The organism is Acinetobacter sp. SFA (genome assembly GCF_001647535.1).
Lineage (GTDB): Bacteria > Pseudomonadota > Gammaproteobacteria > Pseudomonadales > Moraxellaceae > Acinetobacter > Acinetobacter pecorum.
Genome location: NZ_LSZI01000001.1, coordinates 265,874 through 290,315, shown reverse-complemented (window position 1 = coordinate 290,315; position 24,442 = coordinate 265,874). Strand labels below are relative to the sequence as shown.

General features: G+C 39.4%; 20 protein-coding genes and 3 pseudogenes. 17 read left to right on the top strand and 6 right to left on the bottom strand.

Annotated elements, in window-relative coordinates; genetic code table 11:
* Positions 1–63: 63 nt before the first annotated feature.
* Positions 64–987 (bottom strand): LysR family transcriptional regulator, encoded by a 924-nt coding sequence (locus tag AY607_RS01360; RefSeq protein ID WP_064101524.1) that lies wholly within the window; start codon positions 985–987, stop codon positions 64–66.
* A gap of 279 nt (positions 988–1,266) precedes the next feature.
* On the opposite strand from AY607_RS01360, the gene AY607_RS01355 reads away from it, so the two are divergent.
* The 7 genes and pseudogenes from AY607_RS01355 to AY607_RS01320 form a co-directional block, all read left to right on the top strand.
* Entirely contained in the window at positions 1,267–2,322 is a 1,056-nt protein-coding gene (locus tag AY607_RS01355) for an aromatic ring-hydroxylating oxygenase subunit alpha (RefSeq protein ID WP_064096814.1), read from the top strand.
* Positions 2,323–3,036: 714 nt separating this feature from the next.
* Positions 3,037–4,137, top strand: coding sequence for a BMP family ABC transporter substrate-binding protein (locus AY607_RS01345; protein WP_064096815.1), 1,101 nt, complete (start codon positions 3,037–3,039; stop codon positions 4,135–4,137).
* 120 nt (positions 4,138–4,257) lie between these two features.
* Positions 4,258–5,856: an ABC transporter ATP-binding protein gene (locus AY607_RS01340; RefSeq protein ID WP_064096816.1), complete on the top strand. Its 1,599-nt coding sequence runs from the start codon at positions 4,258–4,260 to the stop codon at positions 5,854–5,856.
* 43 nt (positions 5,857–5,899) lie between these two features.
* Positions 5,900–6,997, top strand: coding sequence for an ABC transporter permease (locus tag AY607_RS01335; RefSeq protein ID WP_064096817.1), 1,098 nt, complete (start codon positions 5,900–5,902; stop codon positions 6,995–6,997).
* A gap of 33 nt (positions 6,998–7,030) precedes the next feature.
* Positions 7,031–7,951, top strand: coding sequence for an ABC transporter permease (locus AY607_RS01330; protein WP_064101522.1), 921 nt, complete (start codon positions 7,031–7,033; stop codon positions 7,949–7,951).
* Between the two features lie 43 nt (positions 7,952–7,994).
* Positions 7,995–8,330, top strand: a pseudogene (locus tag AY607_RS01325) (imidazolonepropionase-like domain-containing protein); the annotation flags it as partial.
* 2 nt (positions 8,331–8,332) lie between these two features.
* Positions 8,333–9,208, top strand: a pseudogene (locus AY607_RS01320) (efflux RND transporter permease subunit); the annotation flags it as partial.
* Between the two features lie 266 nt (positions 9,209–9,474).
* On the opposite strand, the gene AY607_RS01315 reads toward AY607_RS01320, so the two are convergent.
* Both AY607_RS01315 and AY607_RS01310 read right to left on the bottom strand, forming a co-directional pair.
* Positions 9,475–10,419: a sensor domain-containing diguanylate cyclase gene (locus AY607_RS01315; RefSeq protein ID WP_064101519.1), complete on the bottom strand. Its 945-nt coding sequence runs from the start codon at positions 10,417–10,419 to the stop codon at positions 9,475–9,477.
* Positions 10,420–10,549: 130 nt separating this feature from the next.
* Entirely contained in the window at positions 10,550–10,882 is a 333-nt protein-coding gene (locus tag AY607_RS01310; protein WP_064101518.1) for a hypothetical protein, read from the bottom strand.
* Positions 10,883–11,936: 1,054 nt separating this feature from the next.
* Here AY607_RS01310 and AY607_RS01305 point away from each other — a divergent pair.
* Positions 11,937–12,242 carry a hypothetical protein gene (locus AY607_RS01305; protein WP_064101517.1) on the top strand — a complete coding sequence of 102 codons (306 nt, stop codon included), beginning with the start codon at positions 11,937–11,939 and terminating at the stop codon, positions 12,240–12,242.
* 493 nt (positions 12,243–12,735) lie between these two features.
* Here AY607_RS01305 and AY607_RS01300 read toward each other — a convergent pair whose 3' ends face one another.
* A complete protein-coding gene (locus tag AY607_RS01300) occupies positions 12,736–13,785 on the bottom strand; it encodes an AraC family transcriptional regulator (RefSeq protein ID WP_064101516.1) in 1,050 nt (349 codons plus the stop codon).
* A 196-nt stretch (positions 13,786–13,981) separates the two neighbouring features.
* Between AY607_RS01300 and AY607_RS01295 the strand changes: the two genes are divergently transcribed.
* The 4 genes from AY607_RS01295 (at position 13,982) to AY607_RS01280 (ending at position 17,834) form a co-directional block, all read left to right on the top strand.
* Complete coding sequence (locus tag AY607_RS01295; protein WP_064101515.1) at positions 13,982–14,302, top strand: 2Fe-2S iron-sulfur cluster-binding protein; 321 nt, start codon at positions 13,982–13,984, stop codon at positions 14,300–14,302.
* Positions 14,303–14,442: 140 nt separating this feature from the next.
* The gene (locus AY607_RS01290) at positions 14,443–15,771 is read left to right on the top strand and encodes a cytochrome P450 (protein WP_413772517.1); all 1,329 of its coding nucleotides are present in this window, start codon (positions 14,443–14,445) and stop codon (positions 15,769–15,771) included.
* Positions 15,772–15,810: 39 nt separating this feature from the next.
* Positions 15,811–17,028 (top strand): NAD(P)/FAD-dependent oxidoreductase, encoded by a 1,218-nt coding sequence (locus tag AY607_RS01285; RefSeq protein ID WP_064101513.1) that lies wholly within the window; start codon positions 15,811–15,813, stop codon positions 17,026–17,028.
* A 23-nt stretch (positions 17,029–17,051) separates the two neighbouring features.
* Entirely contained in the window at positions 17,052–17,834 is a 783-nt protein-coding gene (locus AY607_RS01280; protein ID WP_064101512.1) for a thioesterase family protein, read from the top strand.
* A 202-nt stretch (positions 17,835–18,036) separates the two neighbouring features.
* Here the strand turns inward: AY607_RS01280 and AY607_RS01275 are convergent, their stop codons facing one another.
* Entirely contained in the window at positions 18,037–19,035 is a 999-nt protein-coding gene (locus AY607_RS01275; RefSeq protein ID WP_064101511.1) for an NADP-dependent oxidoreductase, read from the bottom strand.
* 453 nt (positions 19,036–19,488) lie between these two features.
* Between AY607_RS01275 and AY607_RS01270 the strand changes: the two genes are divergently transcribed.
* The 3 genes and pseudogenes from AY607_RS01270 to AY607_RS14765 form a co-directional block, all read left to right on the top strand.
* A complete protein-coding gene (locus AY607_RS01270) occupies positions 19,489–20,337 on the top strand; it encodes an alpha/beta fold hydrolase (protein ID WP_064101510.1) in 849 nt (282 codons plus the stop codon).
* Positions 20,338–20,377: 40 nt separating this feature from the next.
* A complete protein-coding gene (locus tag AY607_RS01265) occupies positions 20,378–21,241 on the top strand; it encodes an alpha/beta fold hydrolase (RefSeq protein WP_064101509.1) in 864 nt (287 codons plus the stop codon).
* Positions 21,242–21,313: 72 nt separating this feature from the next.
* Positions 21,314–21,780: pseudogene (locus AY607_RS14765) on the top strand (hypothetical protein); the annotation flags it as partial.
* 52 nt (positions 21,781–21,832) lie between these two features.
* Here AY607_RS14765 and AY607_RS01260 read toward each other — a convergent pair.
* The gene (locus AY607_RS01260; RefSeq protein ID WP_064101508.1) at positions 21,833–22,273 is read right to left on the bottom strand and encodes a winged helix-turn-helix transcriptional regulator; all 441 of its coding nucleotides are present in this window, start codon (positions 22,271–22,273) and stop codon (positions 21,833–21,835) included.
* Positions 22,274–23,116: 843 nt separating this feature from the next.
* On the opposite strand from AY607_RS01260, the gene AY607_RS01255 reads away from it, so the two are divergent.
* Together AY607_RS01255 and AY607_RS01250 are read left to right on the top strand one after the other, a co-directional pair.
* The gene (locus AY607_RS01255; RefSeq protein ID WP_064101507.1) at positions 23,117–23,692 is read left to right on the top strand and encodes a fimbrial protein; all 576 of its coding nucleotides are present in this window, start codon (positions 23,117–23,119) and stop codon (positions 23,690–23,692) included.
* A gap of 23 nt (positions 23,693–23,715) precedes the next feature.
* Positions 23,716–24,426 (top strand): molecular chaperone, encoded by a 711-nt coding sequence (locus AY607_RS01250; RefSeq protein ID WP_064101506.1) that lies wholly within the window; start codon positions 23,716–23,718, stop codon positions 24,424–24,426.
* Positions 24,427–24,442: the final 16 nt, after the last annotated feature.

Here is a 24,442-nt window from a genome sequence, read left to right as displayed (position 1 = left end):
CATCACATATTGAGAAACCGCGATTTTAGCCATCGCGGTTTTCGTTATTTAAGTATGAAAATACTACAGTTGCTGCACCTTGCTTTTTAAAGCTTCCATTTGTTCAATAATATGTTTGATCATCAACTGGGAAACGCGTGAAATCTGGCGTTTAGGCGCCACACAGAGGGCAATGGTCAGCGGATGCAGCCCTTTTTCAGAAATAGGTTTAAAGACCACTTCATCTCGCTCTACATAGGGTAAAACATCGAGATAACTAAAAATTCCAATCCCGGAATTCGCCTGAATAAGAGTATTCATCAGGTGGATATCATTCGATTCCGTTTTACGTGCAGGTATAAATTGATGATGTTTATATAATGCCTGTACATAATCATGAATAATCAGGGGGTCGGCCGGAATAAAATGGTTGTCGTTCAAGGTATCGGAAAAATAAATCTTTTCTGCTTGAGCAAGAGGATGTGATTTACCCATTACAAAACCTAAAGGCAGCTCCAGAAAATGGAGGACTTCAATATGTTGATGGGATTTTGGATTCAGGATCAGGCCAAAATCCAGTTCTGCCTCAATCACTTTTTTGGCTACAATTTCACTGTCTGCGACCCGGATATTAAAATTAATCCAGGGATAATGTTCATACATATATTGCACGGACTGCATGACAAAACCATCATTTAAGGCAGAAATTAAACCAAATTCGATGGTCCCACGCGTAAGCCCCTGAATTTCATCAAAGCGAATCCGGGTTTGCTGGAATTCTTTTTGCCATTTTATAACATCGGCATAGAGCAATTCGCCCGCCAGTGTCAGTTTTAAACCATTGGGCAAGCGCTCAAATAACACAATTCCCAGTTCTTCTTCAGCCAAGGCAATTTGCCGATGTACTGCAGACACGGAAATGAATAATTGATCTGCGGCCTTGCGTAAACTTCCCGTTTTCGCCACCGCGATAAAATATTCTGAAAATCGGGAAAAAGGCGTATTCATTAATTTAGTCAAGCGAAGAACCACCGTTTATTTATATCAATATTTGAGATAACCGTGTTTATGCGAGTTTTATGCCAAAGAAGGCTGCTTTAATCGGCAAGTACATTTGTACATGGTTGATGTGTTCTAATTTTAAGAATGAATAGTACGAATCATTCTAATAGACAGAATGACAATAAATTAAGTAATTTCAATCATAAGCAAAGCCAAAATCACACAGGCATGCAATGTTCAAGGCCTGTAAAAAGAGACCATCCACAGTAAGAATATAGGTTTGATATGAACGCAATTCCAGTCATTAATTTATTCAACAAACCCTGCTATAGCCAGTTTGATGATCAGGACTGGGATATTCTGGCTCGTCACTGGTATCCGGTTGCACGAATTCAGGACGTTTCTATCCAACCGCAACAAGTGACCCTGCTTGATGTCAAACTGGCATTGTACAAAACAGAAAGTGGTGATATTCATCTGGTTCGTGATCTCTGTCCACACCGGGGTGTACCTTTAACCAAAGGCTGGGTTTCGGGTGAAAACCTGATCTGTCCTTATCATGGTCTACACTACAATGGCCAGGGTAAATGTATCAAAATTCCTGCACAACCCGAGCTGACCAACATTTCTGAGCGTTTTTCTCTGACCAAATTTCCTGTAGTGCAAAAATATGGCTTGATCTGGACCAGTATTTTTGGCCGTGACGAAGCAAAAGCCAATTTTCCTGTTTTAGATACCTGGGAGATGCCAGATCATCAGGCAATTTTACCGCCGTTTGTGGATATTGCCGGTTCGAGTGGCCGTCAACTGGAAGGCTTTATTGATGTTGCACATTTTGCCTGGGTTCATCAGGGCTCTTTCGCAGACCCTGAAAATCAGGTTGTACCCAAATACACGACAGAACGTACAGATTACGGCCTGCATACCGAATATGTCAGCAGTGTCAGCAACTACCCACATGGTATGCAAGATTTGGCACCGGAAGGCTTTTTGTGGAAACGTGTATTTGATGTCTATCCACCGTTTTCTGCAGTGCTTACCGTACATTTCCCAGAACAAGGACAATTAAAAATTCTCAATGCCTGTTGTCCGATCTCACACAATAAAACCCGTTTATTTGTGCCACTGACACGCAACTTCGATACCACAGGAGATTTACAGGCGGTATATGACTTCAATGCACAAATTTTTGCCGAAGATCAGGACATGGTGGAAAGCCAGAAACCTGAAGAATTACCGCTCGATATTTCTATGGAAGCACACTTTGAAGCGGATCGTTCTTCAACCACCTATCGTCGAATCTTAGCCGAGTGGGGATTAAGTAAACGTTATGTTGTCTAATATATCTTAAAATTTTAAAATTTAGATTAAATTTTGAATAGAAACCCTATATTCTAATATAGTGGTTTTTATTTATATTATTTTTGAATGATCAAAATATTATTTATATCTCCTTATTCTTTAATTAAAATTGATTAAGATTGTCAAAATTTGGAAATTAAAATAAATCAATCTAGGCAAGCTTCGATTGGCGATTTCCAACCTCCTTCAATGAGGAGAGAAAAGAACAATATCTGTAAAACATCAACCTTTCAGTGCATTACAAGCTAAATCGAATTATTAAAAAATATTAAATTTTTAATATTAATAACTTATATAAAAAAATTCCAATCCCTCAATGAAGCTCAATACATGGTTCTATCATTTAGATTTATCTTTGCTCATGAAAAATATGAAGCTTGAATTAAAAAAAGGAATGCGCAAATTTAAGGCATTTTATTTTATCGCACTACTTGTAAGCAAAAATAAAAAAAATCCTTTTATAAAATTAAATTTTAGGATCAATTATAAAATTAGTATTTATAAATTTAATAACAGTACGCTTTTATTAAATAAAAAAAACAAAAATATCTTATTTTAAAACCCTCTTTTTATTATTTTTGATAAAACTGGAATGCTTATTGCTAATTATATATTGAACAGACTGGGCACATTTGAGTGAAGTCATTTTAAAGCATGTGTTGCATGACACAGAACAACCAAGAGCAGAATAGAATGAAAGAAAAAAATAGCTTGAAAACCGGATTGAAAAAATTGGTAGGGGTATTAATGGCAAGTGGTGTGATGAGCATGGCCGCTGTCGCCAATGTCCAGGCCCAAGATAAAGCCGCATTTGTTTATATTGGCCCAACCAGCGACCATGGCTGGACTTATTCTCATGACCAGGGTCGCATCAAGGCTGAAAAAACACTAACTGGAAAATATAAAACCTCTTATATCGAAAATGTCCCTGAAACAGCAGATGCCGAACGTGTGATCCGTAACCTGGCACAGCAAGGCAATAAAGTCATTTTTGCGACTTCATTTGGTTATATGAATGCGATGGAGAAAGTATCCAAGCAATTTCCAAATACTGTATTCATGCATGCAACCGGTTATAAGCAGGGCAAAAATTTAGGGGTCTACGATGTCCGTACCTATGAAGGTGCTTATATGCTGGGTGTGGTCGCCGGTCAAAAAACCAAAAATAATGTATTGGGCGTAGTCGCGTCTTTTCCGATTCCTGAAGTCATCCGTAATATCAATGCCTATACCCTCGGCGCACAAAGTGTAAATCCAAAGATTAAAACCAAAGTCATTTGGGTGAATTCATGGTTTAACCCGGGGAAAGAACGTGATGCAGCCTTGGCCTTGATTGCTCAAGGCGCGGATGTGCTGATGCAAAATACCGATTCTCCGGCAGTGGTACAGGCTGCTGAACAAAAAGGTGTCTTTGCTTTTGGCTGGGACTCTGATATGAGCAAATTTGGTCCTAAAGCGCATCTTGCAGCATCCGTTCTACATTGGGAGAAAATCTACACTCCGGTAATGACGCAAGTCAGCAATAAAACCTGGAAACCAAGTGCCATGTGGTATGGCGTAAAACAAAAAGCAGTAAATATCGAAAGCTTTGGTCCTTCAGTATCTGCAGCCTCTAAAGCAAAAGCGCTGAGTGTACGTGATGGCCTTTTAAAGGGCACAGTACATCCATTTACTGGTCCGCTTCATAAACAGGATGGCACATTGGTATTGGCAAAAGGCAAGCGCCTAGATGATGCAGCACTAAGCAAAATGAATTACTACGTGAAGGGCGTAGAGGGCTCATTACCTAAATAAAGCTTTGTCATTTTGCAATTCAAAAAACTTTAAATACTTTGATGTACTTTTCTGCATCCATTTGCATGCCTGACAACCATCGATGGATGCTGCATTACTACAGCATTGAATAGGGCACTGATGATGACCTCTCAACACGATAGATCTGCTCATATACAAAAGAGGAACATGGCTTCTTCAGGTGTACCGCGTTTACAGCTCATCAATATCTGTAAAAGTTACAATTCATTGAAAGCGAATGACCAGATACATTTAACCGTTCAACCCGGACAGATTCATGCCATTCTGGGTGAAAATGGTGCTGGCAAAAGCACCCTGATGAAAATTATTTATGGGGCAACCAAGGCCAACCAGGGACAAATGCTCTGGAACGGTAAAGAAGTTCATATTGATAATCCGTCGATGGCAAGAAAGCTCGGGATTGGCATGGTCTATCAGCATTTTTCTTTGTTTGAGACTTTGACCGTGGCGGAGAATATTTCGCTGGGACTGGATGAAAAAATTCATTTAAAAGTCCTGAGTCAAAAAATTATTGCAGTTTCAGAGCAATATGGTTTACCCATTGACCCACGCCGCGAAGTACATTCTTTATCGGTAGGTGAGCGGCAACGTGTCGAAATTATTCGCTGCCTTTTGCAAAATCCCGCTTTAATTATTTTAGATGAACCCACCTCGGTACTGACACCACAAGCGGTGCGGCAACTGTTTAAGACCTTGCGTTTATTGGCCTCCCAAGGCGTTTCAATTTTATATATCAGTCATAAATTACATGAGATTAAAGAACTCTGTGATGAAGCGACCATCTTGCGTAATGGCCGTGTGACCGGAAATGTTAATCCCAAAGACAACAGCACCAGTGATTTAGCGCGCTTAATGATTGGCCGTGATTTACCGACCTATGTACGCCCAGAATATACAGGTGAAAAACAGGTGCTATTTCAGGTCGAGAATCTCAATTACCAGTCCGATGATCCTTTTGGTGTATCGCTGAAAAATATCAATTTAAATATTTGTGCCGGTGAAATTGTAGGAATCGCCGGGATTTCTGGCAACGGGCAAGCAGAATTGCTGTCTTTATTGTCGGGAGAAAACAGCCTGAAACATGGCCGGATGGTTCTGGATCAAATCGATATTTCCCGATTCAGTCCCGGACAACGGCGTGACTTGGGTCTGGGCTTCGTACCTGAAGAACGTTTGGGCCGAGGAGCAGTTCCAAACATGACGCTGTCCCAGAATGCCTTACTGACTGCATTTCGGCAGAATCTGACGCAATGGGGATTAATCAAGTTTTCACAATGTAAGCTTTTTGCCCAGCACTGTATTGAAAAATTCGGGGTTAAAGCCAGTGGCCCAGAGGCAGAAGCACGTTCCTTGTCCGGTGGAAATTTACAAAAATTTATTGTGGGCCGGGAAATTTTGCAAAACCCGAAATTCCTGATAGTGGCTCAACCGACCTGGGGTGTTGATGTAGGTGCGTCCATGTTTATCCGGCAAACCCTGATTGACCTCTCTCGACAAGGTGTTGCTATTTTGGTGATTTCAGAAGAATTAGAAGAGCTGTTTGAAATCAGTGATCGTCTCTGTGTGTTGGCCAATGGTGAACTATCTCCAGCGATACCTATCCATGAAACCAATACTGAAAATGTGGGGGTCTTGATGTCAGGTATTCCAGTCCATGACACTGCGATCATAGTAGAGGAGCAGCAAGCTCATGCTTAATATAGCCAAAAAAAACAAATATACAGGTTGAGAGGAGAGCGACATGCATTTACTAGAACCGCGTGAACATCCATCTCAAATCATGAAGTGGCTTTCACCGCTCATTGCACTGCTGGCCATGCTGATTGTCGGCAGTATTCTGTTTTTAATGTTGGGGATTAATCCCGCGCAAGCCCTGTACATCTTCTTTATTGAACCGCTGACATCATCTTATGGCTGGAGTGAACTGGCAGTGAAAGCCGGACCTCTGATTCTGATTGCCTTGGGACTGGCGGTCGGATTTCGGGCGAAATTATTCAATATCGGTGCTGAAGGTCAGCTTACGATCGGGGCAATTTTTGGCGGTGGTATTGCGATTTTATTTCACGACCAAATTGGCTGGTGGATTCTCCCGCTAATGATCGTCATGGGCGCACTCGGTGGGGCACTCTGGGGCGCAATTCCTGCCTTACTGAAAACCCATTTTAATGCTGAAGAAACCCTGACCACCCTGATGATGAATTATGTCGCAGTATGTGTGTTGCTATACCTGGTCAATGGTCCCTGGCGTGATCCGGAAGGGATGAACTTCCCTCAATCGGTGGTTTTTAATGAGAGTGCTACGCTGCCATTCATTGTAGAAGGCACCCGCATTAATGCCTCTATCTTTATCACTCTTTTTGCAGTGGTCCTGTTCTGGGTTTTTATGCGCAAAAGTCTGACGGCCTATAAACTGGAAGTCAGCGGTCAGGCACCTTTAGCTGCCAAATACGCAGGTTTTTCTTCCTCCAAAGCTATCTGGATGAGTCTGGTGATTTCCGGAATGATGGCAGGTATTGCCGGACTCTGTGAAGTGGCTGGACCTATTGGACAGCTAAATCCGAACCTGTCCCCAGGCTATGGCTATGCAGCGATTATCGTGGCTTATCTAGGGCGTTTGAACCCCATCGGTATTGTGCTGTCAGGCTGTTTTATGGCGCTGATTTATCTGGGCGGTGAAATGGCACAAATGCAGCTCCAGCTTCCGGTCGCGATTACCGGTATCTTCCAGGGTCTGCTGTTATTTTTCCTGCTGGCTTCCGATGCATTAATTGAAAACCGTTACCGGTTTAGCAAAAAAATGGCGTCACCGGTCCCTCAGCCCACAGCAACTACCCTTTAACCCAATGTTGTCTACAGCAAAAGGAAGCATGATATGGCTTTAGAAATAACTGCAATTCTTGCAGGTACTGTTGCAGCAGCAACACCACTGATTTTCGCAGGTCTGGGGGAATTGGTCACACAGCGGACTGGTGTGATTAATCTTGGAGTAGAAGGGATGATGCTGGTCGGTGCAATTGCAGGTTTTGCCTTTGCTGCGCAATATGATGCCAGTGTGTTAAGTGCCTTATTGATGGGTGGTCTGGCAGGCATGCTGATGGCCCTGATTTTTGCCTTTTTTACCTTGTCTTTAAGTACCAATCAATCCGCGTGTGGTTTGGCTTTAACCATTTTTGGACTCGGTATCTCTGCATTTTTGGGTCAGAACTACGTCAGTATGGCTTTACCGGGTCTGGCTAATTTTAATATTCCACTATTAGCGGATATTCCAGTATTGGGTCCGATTTTATTCCAGCAAAACTATGTGGTGTATCTGTCCATCTTGAGCTTTTTTCTGGTGTGGTTTGTCTTGGCTAAAACCCGTTTGGGCTTATTGCTTAAAGCAGTTGGAGAATCACCGGAAAGTGCGCATGCCATGGGTTATCACGTGTTGGCGATTCGTTATGGCGCAGTACTTTTTGGCGGTTTGATGGCAGGGGTTGGCGGGGCATTTTTATCAACCGTGTATACCCCGATGTGGATTGAAAATATGGTGGCAGGTCGCGGCTGGATTGCGATTGCACTGGTAGTATTTGCGGTGTGGAAACCCACATGTTTAATGCTCGGCGCTTACCTGTTTGGTGGCGTAACCATTTTACAATTTCACGCCCAGGCGCTTGGAATTAAGGTGCCGAATGAGTTGCTTGCCGCATTGCCCTATATAGCCACCATTGTGGTGCTAGTCATGATTTCGCGGAATAAAAAAGTGTTGAAAATGAATTTACCATCTTCTTTAGGTAAAACCTTCGTGCCATAACTGCAGCCATTCATCATAAATAGAATAGATTTGAGTATAAATCATGAAAATTTTAACAGCTTCCTATGTCCTCACCATGAATGCACAGAATGAATGCATTAAAAATGGCGCGATACTGATTGAGGAAGACAAAATAAAAGCAGTTGGCACATTACAGCATTTAACAGAGCAATATCCAGAGGTGCTCATTGAGGATTACCCACAAACGATCCTGATGCCGGGCTTGATCAATACCCATTGCCATTCCGGTTTATTGCGTGGCACGGCAGAAGGACTACCGGTTTGGGATTGGTTACAACAGTTTATTGACCCGATGCACCGGGTGTTGACACCAGAGGATGCAAAAATTGCCTCTTATTTGTGTTATGCCGAGGCACTTTACAATATGGCTTGAGCGTACGCTCAATTCAAGATCTCGTTGCAGCAAGTATCGGCGGTCAAAGTGTAGGCGAGATTCTAGAAGGTGACCGACGCTTTGATTTTGTGGTTCGTTTAAGTGATGAGGACCGTAATCTTGCAAGTGTTGCTCAGTTGCCCTTACAGCTTCCAAATGGTGGACAGATTGTATTGGCGGATGTTGCGATGGTGAGTACGATTGAAGGTGTGAATCAGGTCAGTCGTGAAAACGGTAAGCGTCGTATTGTCGTGACGACCAATGTTGACGGGCGTGATTTAGGATCATATGTCGCAGAACTACAAAAGCAAGTGAAAAATTATGAGCTGCCAAGTGGTTACTGGATTGAATATGGTGGGCAATTTGAAAATCTGGCTTCAGCCAGATCACGTATGCAAATAGTGATTCCACTTGCCTTACTGACAATCTTTATTCTACTTATGGTTGTTTTCCATAATGTTAAAGAAAGCCTTCTTGTTTTTACCGGTGTACCTTTTGCGTTGACAGGTGGAGTATTGTTCCTTTGGCTTCGTGATATTCCATTATCGATGTCAGCAGGTATTGGATTTATTGCATTGTCAGGTGTCGCCGTACTGAATGGACTTGTAATGTTGACGTTTATTAAAGAGTTAAGATATCAATACAGTTTGGAAGAAGCCGTGTGGAGAGGGGCGATCTTACGCTTACGCCCTGTGCTGATGACCGCTTGTGTGGCTTCACTTGGTTTTGTACCCATGGCTCTTGCCACAGGAACTGGTGCGGAAGTACAGAGACCTTTGGCAACTGTGGTGATTGGCGGGATTATTTCATCAACTTTGCTTACTTTAGTCCTGTTGCCGGTACTATATCTCTGGATAAAATAAGCACCAACAAAACTCTAAACTATTGGTGCGCCAGTAATATTAATACTACGAATTAGAGCTTATAAACGATAGGCATTATAGAAACCTGTTAAATAATTATTTCTATCAGTGCCATCTTTTATTCAGAACTGCTTAAAAACAAGCCGACATATTTTAGGGTCGGCTTGTTGCTACGGGGAGGGTGGCTGAACTATTTATAAGCAATGTTTCATTGGGAACCAACTAGGTTAAATTTAAACAAGCTCCTATCGGGTTGATGGCTTTGATCAATAATTACCAGATTTAATGAATGATTTATTCTGATACATATTTTCATCTGCTTCAATGATGGCAGTTGATAACCCATATGTCGGATTACGCATTGCCAGGCCAATTGCAGCACTAATACCAGCTTCTGCGAAAGCCTTTTGAATTCTTGATACAAGTCTTTTAGCATTTTCCAGATTGGTTTCTATGCTGAGTACAGCGAACTCATCACCACCTAAGCGAGCAACAATATCATTGCTACGGACTATATCCTTTAGCGTGAGTGCCATTCTCAGAATTAGATCATCACCCGCCGTATGTCCCAGGCTATCATTTGTAATCTTAAGATCATTAAGATCTATCATTAATACAGCGGTAGGATGCCCATAGCGTTTGCACCGCTCTTCTTCTAATTCAATTAAACGGTCCCAAGCACGACGATTAAAAAGCCCAGTCATTGGGTCAGACAATGCTTCCAATTCAAACCGTTCGGCTCTACGCACATGTTCAGCCGCTTTTAATTCAGCCTGAATCGTATAACTAAGCACTTTGGCTATGAGGTCGAATAGTGGAGTATCTTCAACAAGAATTTTAGATTGAGGTTCAGGATCAATCGCACAGAGGGTACCAAACAGTGAGCCATCTTCTTTTAAAAGAGGTTGACCAATATAGGCTTGAATAGTAACTAGCTGATTTATTGGTGCATTCGCATATATTTGAATATCAGGTGAATAGGGAACTATACGCGGCGCATTATTTAGTACCATTTGTGAGCAGAAAGAATCAGCCCAATTAAACACTTGCCCAGGCTTAATGTCATAACCATTGTCTTCACTCAACAGTACAATCCAGTCATTACCCTCCGTACGGGTAATCATCCATAACTTAAATCCAAATCGTTGAGATAAAAATTTTAAAATGGCCTGGCCAGCTTCTTCAAAATTCTTGAAATTTGCATTGTGCATAGAGAGAACCTATTTCCGTATAGTCTGATAATTTACTGTTATTCTAACCAACCCTGATATTCACCAATAATTTAATTTACTAAAAATAAAAAAGCTAAAATACTGTTTTGACAAGAGTTCTACATGTTGGCTAGCATTGAATATTCTTAAGATGTTTATAATAGCTTAAATTTAAATTTAGATCTTTTAGGAGGCTCTCTTTTGTGTATTCAGAGGACTCAAGCTTAAGCATATTAGATAAGAAATTGGTTTCAAATTCACGAGGATAATCTTCACATAAAATTATTTTCTTCTTTTCAACTGAGATAATATCTGATTCAAGCTGATTTATAAAACCCGCGAGAGTATTTTCTGATTGTTCTATGGACGTAATAATTGGCTTTACCTTATCTTCAGGCTGTGATCCCTGGCAAGCACAACCGGAAAAGGATAGCAGTAAAACAGGTAAAAGGTTCACTTTCATGGTCTATTCTTCTCTATCATTTTAATTAAAGTATAACCATTATTTTTCCAAATAAAACCAAGTGTTTGCATCAGGTATTTTCAACTTATGCTCAAAATAAAGACGCAAATTTCCGGAAATGTTCAATAGCTTTGTTATTAAAGGTCATTTTTTATTTGACCATTAAAACAATGGTGTTATTTTGATGTTACAAAATAAATCAACTCAACCAATTAGAGTATTTAAATTATGAACTTACAGGTTTATCAGGAATATTTACAATATTCTTCGAATACTGCTTCATATTTTTTTAATTGCTAAAGTTGAATATCAACCCTATATATTTAATTTTCACCCCCTACTAAGTCAACTTCTCAAGTCTCAAGCATAATTGAATAGGTTGATGATATTGATCAAATTGATTTCATTTATATTAATTTTCAATCTAATAAAAAATCAAAAAATTGTTCTCCAAGAGAGTTTTATAATTTAAAACCTTGTAACGCTTTAATTATAGGTCTTTCTTTTCGAATTATATAAAATATAGCTGTAGAAGTCGGAGAGCTTCCTAATGACAAAAATTGAGATCTTATTAATTATTGTAGCTGTCATGATTATATCCATGATGATTTACGCCGTAGGACAAACATTCAATTAGGTAAAGCCACTCGAAAGAGTGGTTTTTAATATCGAACATATAATGTATTTGTAATATACTGCTATTCTAATTAACTCAGAATAATCGTATAAAATATATTCTAATGAGATTAAGAATATAACTATGATGACTAAAATAGAAATATTTATATCCATATTGGCGGTGATAGGGATTGCCAGTACTATTTACATGGTTTGCCAACCGGTTAACTGAATTATTTGATCTTGCACGAGATTTTCTAGAGAGAGATTTTTGGTTGTTACGTGTAGTATCAATTTCAGTAGAATTTTGGCCGATCTAACATAATCTTACAAAGTTGTTTTCTCATTCCTTAGTATAAGTTGAAATATAATGTAAAGTTTCGCCCTTATGCAAAGGGGAACATCATGAAAAATCTAGGTTTTTTTAGTTATTGCAATGTTATTTGGTTGCACTGAAAAAGAGTTTGATGATCCACCCTCAGATTCAAAAGTTGCGAATGAACAAAAACTCAGTGCTATAAGAGAAATAACAAAAAACTTTATTCCTAATCCAGATTCTGCAAAATTTCGCAATCAGATAGTGGACTGCGGAGAAGTGAGCTATATGGAAAAGCCTGAATCCTACAGTTCTTATAGTCGATTTGTTGTGATTGATGAAAATATAGTACTCATTGAACATCAGATAGACTCAAACCAGTTTGAACTGTCTTGGAATAGTAGCTGTATTCGAAGCTGGAAATAGAAGAATGAAACCTTCGACTTAAGGAGCTATTCATCAGATAGTTCTGATTTCTGGTCTTTCTGATCTCCATAATCTTGAGCAACCTGTTGTGCCTCGGCTGCGATAGTTGCCTCTATTGGAATGGATTCATCTGCATTAGCTAAGCTGCCAGTAAATCCGAATAAAGCTAGAATTAGAATCTTTGAATACGTTTCCAGCTGAATTTCCTCTATCTTTCTAAAACTTGTGTAGATACTCTGATTAAATTGAGATGTATTAGCTATGTCTGTAAATGTAAGCTGATAAAGAGTAATGTTGGGGCTTAACGAGTTTTTATAAGCGCTATTATTGAATGAAGTTTTTGGTTAGGAACAATTAAATAACGAAGAAGAGAGTTACTTTAAAAAAAATTTAGCAATAATTCTTCATTTTTTTATAAAAATCGAAATCTTGTTTTGATCAGTTTATGAACCTAGCTAATTATTCTAAAATTTACAAAGTTGTCCTCAGTTCATTATGATGATTTTTTATTTTTATAACGATACTCGCTTGGTGACATTTGAAACCAACGTTTAAAAGCCCGCCTGAAGTTGGCACTATCGTGATAATTGAGTAGGGTTGCAATAGCGTCAATAGACAAACCACTTTCAAGTAAATAACTGCTGGCTTGCTGAGAAAGAATTGAATCCCGAATTTCTCGAAAACTCGTACCATTCTCAGCGAGTTTACGAGCCAATGTGCGCTTACTCATAAATAAGGATGCCGCTATCTGTTCCTCGCTAAGTTCATGTAAAGAGCTCGACAGCATCATTTTTTGAATATGATAAACATAGCTCTGTTTGATGGGTTGCAATTGTTGTAGCATGCTTTCGCATTGCCGCATCGCGAGCAGATAACTGTCTTGATTGGCAGAGGCATTGGGAATATTACACAGACTTAAAGAAAACTCTGCTTTGATCTCGGGAGCGGCAAAAGAATAATGTCCCGATAAATAGTGATGATAGGCTTGGCTATAGTTCGGTTCTGCATGCGCAAAACAGATTTTAGCGTCATGGATGGGGCGTCCGACAATAAACTCAGCACATTCAAATAAAATCACTGCACAGGTTTCAGCCAATAGGCGATGCACCTGTTCAGAAAGCTGAATATCAAAATGCAATGACATAATGACCGAATATTCAGTATATTCAATGCTTAAACGCGCGAAACTGATGCGTGTAGGAATAAATTCCTTAAAGGCTTTTAGAGCTATCAACAAATTGGGACTACTGTTCACCAAGAATCCCATGGCACCATGCGTGGTTGGTGTCAAGCGCTTACCCAAGCGTAAGCCAAAATCAGCATGTTCAGATAATGCGACGCTGTTCTGTAAAATCTGTACCAATTGTCTTGCGGTGAGTAAAGTGTCATCCTGCATGAATTGCGCAGTTGTGAGCTGAGTAAATTGCAGCAACTGCGGTAATTCACGAATATTCAGTGCCAATTCTCGACCAATGAGCCGCGCATAATTGGAGGGAATATTGGCAATATCGAGATTTTCATCCATCCCTATATTGTTTTTCATTTCGTATACATTGACCTCCTGTCATAGCGATCAAGCGAGTTACACCCAATTTTTTTCTTTGAATTTTCTACATGTCTTCTAATGACCCTATCTTGTCAAAAAATGACCTGCTTGAGTGGCCTTTATAGCATTAGATTGTAGTCATCCAAATAAAAACCGATGAATAGCACATTCATACCTGCGAAGGAGAATAGAAATGGGAACGATTACATTTGTTGAGCATGATGGAACAGAGCATTCTGCTGACTTGGAGGTAGGTAAATCATTAATGCAAATTGCCATTGATCAAGGCATACCCAGTATTGATGCCGATTGTGGCGGTGAGTGTGCCTGTGGCACCTGTCATGTGATTTTAGATGCGAAGTGGATCGCACAAGTCGGTACAGCTTCAGCAAGTGAGCTGCAAATGCTCGATCTTAACCCTGAAAAAACCACGAGTTCACGTTTGGCATGCCAAGTACAAGTCTCTGAGGACATGGATGGTATGCGTGTACAGTTGCCAGAATATCAAATGTAATCAATCGCATCGATTACAAGTATAAAACGCTGACAGCAAACTCCATAATAAAAATAGGACATCATAAAATGACCCAGTTTGAAAGCATACTGAACAAAGTCAAAAATGAGGCATCGAATCGACTCTCGCCATGGATTCCGATGGATATGCAAGTCAAAGGTGTACATCTGTTTAAACGGACTAAACGGCTGATTACCCAAAAAGACTATTTCCCCGAGTTTGTCGAAAAACCGATTCCGGATGTTTCCACCGTCGCGATCCAAGATATCGATTTAAGTAATCCGTTTTTATTTAGACAGCATCAATGGAATGCCTATTCGAAACGACTGCGTGATGAATGTCCGGTGCATTATCAAGCCAACAGTCCATTTGGACCATTCTGGTCAGTGACCCGTTATAAAGACATCGTGTTTGTGGATAAAAACCATGAACTGTTTTCGGCAGAGCCACTAATTTTGATTGGTACCGCACCGATTGATGTCGAAACCTTTATTGCGATGGACCCACCTAAACATGATGAACGTCGTCAAGCAGTTCAAGGCGTGGTGGCGCCAAAAAATCTAAAAGAAATGGAATCGCTGATTCGTAAGCGAACTTCTGAAGTCCTAGATAGCTTGCCGATTGGGCAACCCTTTGATTGGGTAGACACTGTTTCGATTGAACTGACAGCACGAATGCTTGCGACCTTACTCGATTTCCCCTATGAAGACCGACTAAAACTGGTGTATTGGTCAGATCTCTTTTCATCTTCACCACAAAGTACAGGGGGAGATAAGGACTTGGATGAGTCTTTTATCGGTGTGGCGGATATGGCCAAACACTTTGTTGCACTTTGGCATGATAAAGCAGCACGTCTGGCAACAGGCGAAACACCGAGTTTTGACCTGATTACATTAATGCAAAGCAGTGATGCCACACATGATTTGATCAAGCGTCCTATGGAATATTTGGGCAATCTTGCATTGCTTATTGTGGGTGGCAATGACACCACCCGTAATTCAATGAGTGGTGGCGTGCTGGCATTACACCAATTCCCTGAGCAATTTGCCAAATTGAAAGCAAACCCAGGCTTGATTCCGAATATGGTGTCAGAAATTATCCGCTGGCAAACACCGTTGGCGTATATGCGCCGTATTGCCAAACAGGACATCATCCTCAACGGCCAGTTTATTCGTAAAGGCGACAAAGTGGTGATGTGGTATGCCTCAGGCAACCTCGATAAACGCGTGATTGACCGTCCTGATGAATTCATCATCGATCGTAAAGATGCCCGTAATCATCTTTCATTTGGCTTTGGGGTGCATCGCTGTATGGGCAACCGTTTGGCAGAGATGCAGCTGCGCATTTTATGGGAAGAAATTTTAAATCGTTTTGACCGCCTGGAGGTCGTGGATGAGCCTAAGATCGTGCAGTCCAATTTTGTCCGTGGCTATTCAAAACTGATGGTCAAACTCACGGCAAAAAACTGAACAAGAAAGGTGACTTAGAATCGAAATGGAGGTCATGGGATGCAAAAAATGAAAGCGGTGATCATCGGGGCAAGTCATGCAGCGGCACAGCTGAGTGTCAGTCTGCGTCAAGAAGGTTGGGAGGGTGATATTGTGATGATCGGGGATGAACCACATTTACCCTATCATCGTCCGCCATTATCCAAAACCTTTTTATCTGGTGATAAACGCATTGAGGATTTGCTGATTCGCCCTGCAACCTTCTATGAAAAGCAGCAGATTCAGTTTCTACATGGTCATGTGGTGTTAATAGACCGCGAACGGAAGGTTTTAAATATTGCGGATGGTTCCCAGATATCCTATGACAAATTGGCACTCTGTACAGGTGCACGGGTCAGAAAATTGAACAGTGAGGGCAGTGAACTGCAGGGGATTTACTATGTACGAAACGCCGCTGATATTGCAGCAATACAGCAGCATATCCAAACTGCAAAACATGCCGTCATGATTGGCGGTGGTTATATTGGTTTAGAAACCGCCGCATCATTAAGAAAACAGGAAATCCAGGTTTCACTTTTGGAAACTGCGCCAAGAATTTTACAACGTGTGACTGCGCCAGAATTGTCTGACTTCTATACCAGAATTCATCAAGAGCAGGGTGTGAGCATTTATAACAATATTACGATAGAGCGTTTTATTGGAGCAACACAGGTGAAAGGCGTTTTATGTACCAATGGCAAAACAATTCCAGCAGATCTTGTTATTGTTGGGATTGGGGTACAACCGAATAGTGAACTTGTACAAGCAGCCGGGATTGACGTTGACAACGGGATTGTGATTGATGCCTATGGGCGAACCAATGATCCTGATATTGTGGCAGCAGGGGATTGTACTAGTCATTTCAATCATCACTATCAACGACAGATTCGCTTAGAGTCAGTACCGAATGCCAATGAACAGGCTAAAGTTGCAGCAGCAACACTTTGTGGTAAATCTAAACCTTATGACGCATTACCTTGGTTTTGGTCAGATCAGTATGACATCAAACTGCAAATTGCTGGCTTAAATCATGGCTACGATCAGTTGGTCATTCGAGGGGATCTTCAGAACAGCAAAAGCTTTGTAGCATTTTATTTTAAAAATAAACAATTAATTGCTGCAGATTGTATTAATCGTCCCTTAGAATTTATGATCAGTAAAAGAATCATTAATGACAATATTCAGATTGATCCCGCTCATTTTGCCGATGAATCGATTGATCTTAAGCAACTGAGATAATAAAACCATAGAAAAGGACAGATATGGACAAGCCAACCTTATCCGAGATGTTTCATGCATTGACCACAGAAAAAGCATTTACTCCGCCTGAACATTGGCGTCAGGGGCGAACGGCTTATGGTGGTTTTTCATCTGCAATGGCGCTTCAAATTGCGCTTAATCACCTATCTTTGGAGCGACCACCTTTAAAAGCAGCACAGATTGCATTTATTGGTCCGGTCACGGAACAGGTGTCCTTTCAGGTAGAAACTTTAAGGCAGGGGAAGTCTGCCACCCAAGTTGCAGTGGATGCACGTGTTGATGATGCAATCGTCTTAAGAGCGGGTTTTACTTTTGCAAGTCCGCGAGAAAGCAGTATTCATCACCGCTACGTTGAATGCCCTCCAGTTGAAACACCTGAACATTATGCCTCTATTCCGAAAAACTTACCGACTCCCAATTTTTTTAAAAACTTTGATATTCGTTTGGTCAGTCAGTCAATGTTCTTTTCAGGAGCGGAAACGCCTGAACTGTTGGCATGGGTACGTTTAGAGGGTTTAAATGAAATTTCACCTGAAGTTGCTCTACTGATGATTGGGGATTGTCTTCCACCCGCATCCACCGTATGTTTTAAAAACCTGGCCCCGATCAGCTCAATGAATTGGACGGTGGATTTTACTCAACCTGCAGAATACAGTGGATGGTATCTGGTGCGATCGTTCAGTTTAATTGCAGGAGGTGGGTATTCTTACCAAAGCATGCAAGTGTGGAATGAACAAAGCGAATTAGTTTTGTCAGGCACACAGACCGTAGCGATTTTTGCTTAATGGAATGATTGGATACGCTGATCGAAAAAAATCTGTTTGTAATAATAAGGAATAGTCATTTCCATTGGTGTATGTAGGTCAAGTTGGACCTTCATTATAAGAAAGTTGTTAGGTATCAGATTTTTATTGATTTCACATATGCTTCTGATACCTCGCATAGATTGACAAGGTGATATTTTTTTATGCTATTAAGGCATGCTTGCTATGGGAGCATATTTAAAACCACTTTACCTTTAGATCGTCCTGTATTGACGTATTTCAGAGCTTCTTTGACCCTTGAGAATTCATACGTTGTATCTATCACTGGTTTGATTGTCCCAGCTTCAACAAGCTGCGATATTTGAGCAAGCTGCTGACCATTGGGCTTCATAAACATAAAAGAGTATTTGATCTCTCGTTTTTTCGCTTTATGGCGTATCGACCAGCTTAAAAGAGGAATAATTTTTTTGAGCAGCCAATTTGTGTTGAGCGATTCGGCAAAAGCTTGATCAGGAGGACCTGAGATACTCACAATACAGCCACCTCTTTTGAGAACACTCAACGATTTTTCTAAGGTTTTACCCCCTTGTGTATCGAAAACCACGTCGTATTCTTTAAGCTGTTCTTCGAAATCTGTGTTTTTGTAGTCAATAACAATATCTGCACCTAAATCTTTAACCCAATCCATATTTTTAGTGCTTGTCGTTGTTGCAACAGTTGCCCCTAGATATTTAGCAAGCTGAATTGCAATCGATCCTACACCTCCTGAGCCTGCATGAATCAATACTTTTTGTCCTGCTTGAACTTTCGCAATTTCCACTAAGGCTTGCCATGCTGTCAATGAAACAAGAGGAAGAGAAGCTGCGAGTTCCATCGAAATATTTTGAGGTTTTAGAGCCAGTGAAGATTGATGAACTACAGTATATTCAGCAAAAGCGCCATTTTGATCAGTTTTGGCATACACTTCATCGCCCGCTTTAAACTGTTTAACATTTGCGCCAACCTGGACAACTGTACCTGCAAAATCATTGCCTAAAATAAAAGGAAACTTAACAGGCTGAATTACCTTAAATTCACCTTCTAAAACCCTTAAGTCCAGAGGATTAATACTTGCTGCATGTATTTTAACAAGTACGTCATTTTCTGTAATCAGGGGTTTAGATTGTTCATCCAGTTTTACATCATCAATATTGCCGTAACGGCTAATGTAGGCTGCTTTCATAGAACACCTCAATTGATTCGCTTTTTGTTTTAATGTTTTACACCTGTAAATCTACATTAAATTTGCAGACTAGGTTGCATATCAGATGCTTTAGTTAGAACTCAAAAGTGTATTCGAGTCATCAACAATGTTTATTTTTTATCATAATCCAAATAATAAAGAGTTAATACAAAAATGATAGTGACTATTTGATATCACTTCTGTATTGTTAGTATTAATTTGATAGTGATGGTTTTTTCCTGTTAAAGAGCCCAAAGACCAGCTCAAGATATAAGTGATTCCGAAAATATGGGGTTCTTATTTTTAGGGTAGCGTTTAGATATTCACCTTCCTTTTAGAAATTAATCATAGGTGACTTACTCATAAAAATTTCATTTCAATGGCTTTCGCTGCTTCTGGTTCAGTGTAGGCTGATCTAAATCCCGCTATAACCCTAATTCAGGAGTGACTGTAATGGCAGAAAAACTATATCAATGGACAACTGTCCCAACTCAGTTCATTTCAGTAGATGGTATTAACTTCGCCTATCGAGAATATGGTCAACAAAATGGTGAAACACCTGTCATTTTCTTAAACCATTTAGCTGCTGTATTAGACAATTGGGATCCACGAATCATAGATGGTATTGCAGCAAAACATCATGTGGTGGTTTTTGATAACCGTGGTGTGGGTGCTTCTACAGGTGAACCAGCCCAGTCGATTGAACAGATGGCAGATGATGCGATTGCATTCATTCAAGCAAAAGGATTTAAAAAAGTTGATTTATTTGGCTTCTCGATGGGAGGCATGATTTCGCAAGAAATCGTTTTGAAGCAACCGCAATTGATCCGGAAAATGATTTTATCCGGAACTGGCCCCGCAGGCGGAACTGGGATTAGTACAGTAGGTCGAGTTTCAAATTGGGATTTAGTCCGTGGTCTAGTGACTCGTCAAGACCCTAAAGTCTACTTATTTTTTACTCGTACAGATAATGGCAAAGCGGCTGCAAAAGCATTTGTGCAACGGATTCATGAACGTACTGAAAATCGAGATAAAGAAATCACGATTTCTGCATATCGTGCCCAGCTTAAAGCATTGAAAAAATGGGGAAATAAGAAACCAGATGATCTTTCTGTCATTCAACAGCCAGTATTGGTAGCGAATGGTGATTATGATCGTATGGTTCCAACAGTGAATACCTATGACTTGGCAAAACGCCTTCCAAATAGCTCGCTTATTATCTATCCAGATGCAGGACATGGTGGGATCTTTCAGTTTCATGAAGATTTCGTCAAACAATCTCTCACTTTCTTAGATAAATAAATTTAAACCCAAACAAATATATAAAATAAGGACAATGAAAATGACTGCAATTACTCACCAAACAGCTAAAACCCAGTTTATAGAAGTTAATGGAGCAACTTTTGCCTATCGTCGCTGGGGGAATTCGGACACTCAACAACCGCCTTTATTTTTTCTTCAACATTTTCGTGGTGGGTTAGACAATTGGGATCCTTTAATTACGGATAGATTAGCAGCAGGGCGAGAAGTCATTTTATTTAATGGTCGCGGTGTCGCTTCATCCACAGGTCAGCCACGTACCCGCATTGAAGATATGGCGGATGATGCTGCCGCAGTAATTCGTGCATTGAACTTAAAACAAGTGGATCTACTCGGATTTTCACTGGGAGGATTTCAAGCACAAGATTTGGTACGCCGTCACCCTGAACTGGTCAGAAAATTAATGCTTTTGGGAACAGGGCCAAGAGGTGGAAAACCACGCGGCGATGATCCAGATGTGCCTGTTTTAGTCTTGAAGCATGCAACCAGTGCTGTGCCTTCTGAAGAGGACTTTCTATTTTTATTCTTTGGTCGATCACCAAAAGCAATTCAAGCAGGTCGTGAGTTTTGGCAACGTCGCCATCAACGTAAAGATCAGGATCCAGCAAGTTCAATCGATGTGATGCAGGCTCAGATTGAAGCCAATATGAACTTTTTACCAAAGTTTGATGAACAAGATCCATTTGCGCATTTACGCGAGATTAAACAGCCTACTTTTATTCTCAATGGGGTAGATGATGTGATGATTCCGACGATTAATGCCTATCAGATGGCACTTAATATTCCAAATGCACAGCTATTCATTTATCCAGATGCAGGGCATGGCGCACAGTTTCAGTATCCAGAACGTTTCGTTAAACATGCCATACAGTTTCTAGATGAATAATTAATCGAAACCCCGAAATAATCTGATCCAAATACTAATAAGTAGGTAAATAAAATGATGAAATTATAGATAATTATTCAACGCTTTGGTCGTAGTGCCGTGATATGTAAAAATCCTGGATTTAGTGGTATTGAAATCCATACTGCACGTGGATATTAGATTGATCAATTTTTATCTCCATTACATAATTTAAGAAAGGACGAGTGGGATGGTGCACCTGGAAAACGTCGTAAATTTCTAATGGAAATTTATAAAGAGATTTGTAAATAAGTCGGTAAAGATTTTTCAAATCGTAATTAAACTCAACTCCGCTTTTTTCAAACCAAGTGAATTTACAAAAGAAGATTCGTTAGATGTCATGAAATCTTTAGCAACATTAGGAATTGAATCTGATCGAAATCTCAGGTGGTACTTACGAATCTGGTGTAGTTAAATTAAAGCACCAAAACCTAAAAAGTGGTTTATGGGCATTTATTAAATCTGTTTTACGTAGTGGTTGGGGAACGTATGCAACCCAATATACCCGTATAAAATCATGAACTATTCGTTGAGGTTATGAAAAAAGCACTCATTTTGAGTGCTTTTTTAGCTTTACTTATCTTGTTGGCGAATAGGACGAGTACCAATTTCGGCTCCTGTCACTTGATCAATTACGATAGGCTTAATTTCAGTACCATTTTCAGTATCAAGAAACGTTACCATTTCTTCCGGATGCTCATAAGGTTTGTATTTACGTCCCCATGCACCAATCACAAATAATACAGGGAGAAAATCTTGACCAGCTTGAGTTAATACATATTCTTCACGTGGAGGATGTTCTGAATATTGCCTTTTTTTAAGTAGTCCTTCATCAACTAAAGCAGACAAGCGTTTAGTTAACATTGTTGGAGCAATACCCAAGCTTTTACGAAATTGGTCAAATCGAGTAAAACCTGCATGTGCATCTCGTAATATCAGCATACTCCAAGCATCACCTAAAACAGACAAACTTCTAGCAATGGGGCAGATTTCAAGACTGGTATTTGTACTCATGGGGAATTAACAAACTGAAAAGTAACTACTGAAATAATAGTAACATACTCTGGCTTATTCAACTATGCTTTGCTTTTTAAAGAACAGCTATTCAACAATAACTTCTATTTTTGTTTATAGGTTCTCGTAAATTTTCTAATGTAAAGCTTAATATAAAGAAGAGTAAACTTTACTATTTATCAATATAAATGAACTATATTACAAGTGTCCTTCACTTAACTTATGTTTAGATAAAGTCTCGTCTATAACAAAAAAATTATTTAATTATTAATAAAAACATATATTTATAAACATTATTTTAAGCATACACTCTAGAGAGTTTTATTTAAAATTAACCTAATAAAAACTATATGAAATGAAAAAAAAGGCACACCGATAGGTGAGTCCCTTGAAGTAACGATTTCTAAAATTAGAAGTATCACAAAATAAACTTACTAAAGTGATTTATAACGCTAGTTTTTAGATTAAAAAATAGACAATTTACAATGAAAAATATGCTCCTAATTTCAAGTTATGAACTATTTTTTAAGTTTTTAAAGTCTTTTAAATTTAAAATATTATATGTTTTAAGAATATATAAATTGTTTGTATGTCACTAATTTTTTTTGAATTTTATTTTAATTTTCTCTAAATTACATTTAGTAAAATTAAATAATTATTTTTGTCAACTAGATTTAATGCGTGAACAAGTTAACATTTTATTACATTATTGCAGTATAAATATACAAAATTAGTTGAAAAACAGGCTTTCACAGACTTTGTTTTTTAATTTTTTTTCACATTCTTAATAACGAAAATAATTTGACGATATTCAAACTATTTTCACACCACAAGGTGTTTCACATGAAAAAAACAAAATTGATGTTATTAGTTACTGCTATGAGTATCGTAGGGATCACAAATTCTGCATTCGCAGCAGATGGCCTTATTACTATAAGTGGTAAAGTAATTAATGGAACTTGTACTCTTACAGGGTCTTCAGGTGCAACTGGAACAGCAAATAGCGTAGCTGTTCAGCTGGATACTGTACGTAATACGGCATTTACTGCTCCCAATGCAACAACTGGTGAGAAACCTTTTACCCTTACTGTAACTGATGGGAGTGGCGGTACTTGTGATGCACTTACTTTAGGTGCTGTAAAAAACATCACATTAAGTGGATCTGCAGGTACAAATTTTGATTCAACCAATAAATCATGGTTGATTAATACGGATGCTTCTGCACCAGTAACTAAAGATGTGTACGTCCAAATTCTTAATACAGATGGTACAACACCAGTCGACTTTTCATCATCTAAACAGCTAGGTGCTCCTATTAATGGCGCTTACCTTCTTAAAGCTCGATATATTTCAAACAAAGTGAGTCCTGCCTCGCAAACTGTTAAAACCAGTATTAATTACACTTTAGAATATAACTAAGTTATTGTATTTTAGGAAAAATAATGTTTCGTACATATCTTATTTTAGTCTCCACACTATGTAGCCAACCACTTTTTGCTGGCATCACAATAGATGGTACGCGCATTATTTTTCCATCTAATGCAAAAAGTATCAGTGTACAATTACGTAATGGAGTAAACACTCCTGCTCTGGTGCAGACCTGGATTGATGATGGCAACATTAATGAGATTCCAGATGCAGATAAAATACCTTTTGTATTAACACCGCCTTTAACTCGTGTTGAGCCAAACAAAGGGCAGGTTATACGTATTCTCCCAACTGGTTCATCTGGCTTGCCGCAAGACCGTGAATCCCTATTCTGGTTCAATATGTTAGATATTCCACCGGATGATCCAGAATATTCAGGAAAAAATATATTAACGTTTAATGTACGGACACGCATTAAATTATTCTACCGTCCCACAAATCTAAAAATGCAGTTAAATACGGCATTTAGTTCAATCAAGGTTAATTACAATCGGATTTCGAAAGAAATTACTTTAGATAATCCAACACCCTATTTTATTACGATGACCCAAATGAACTTTGATTCAAAGGATCAACATACCAGTTATGACCAGGCGGTTATGCTGAGCCCTTATTCACAACAAGCTTTAAAAAGCTTTACAGTAGATTTCCTACCTGAAAAATTTTCCTATCAAATCGTAAATGATCTTGGCGGAAACCAAGTCTTTGAAAAAAAAATTGATTAAAGACTCTGCCGAGAAT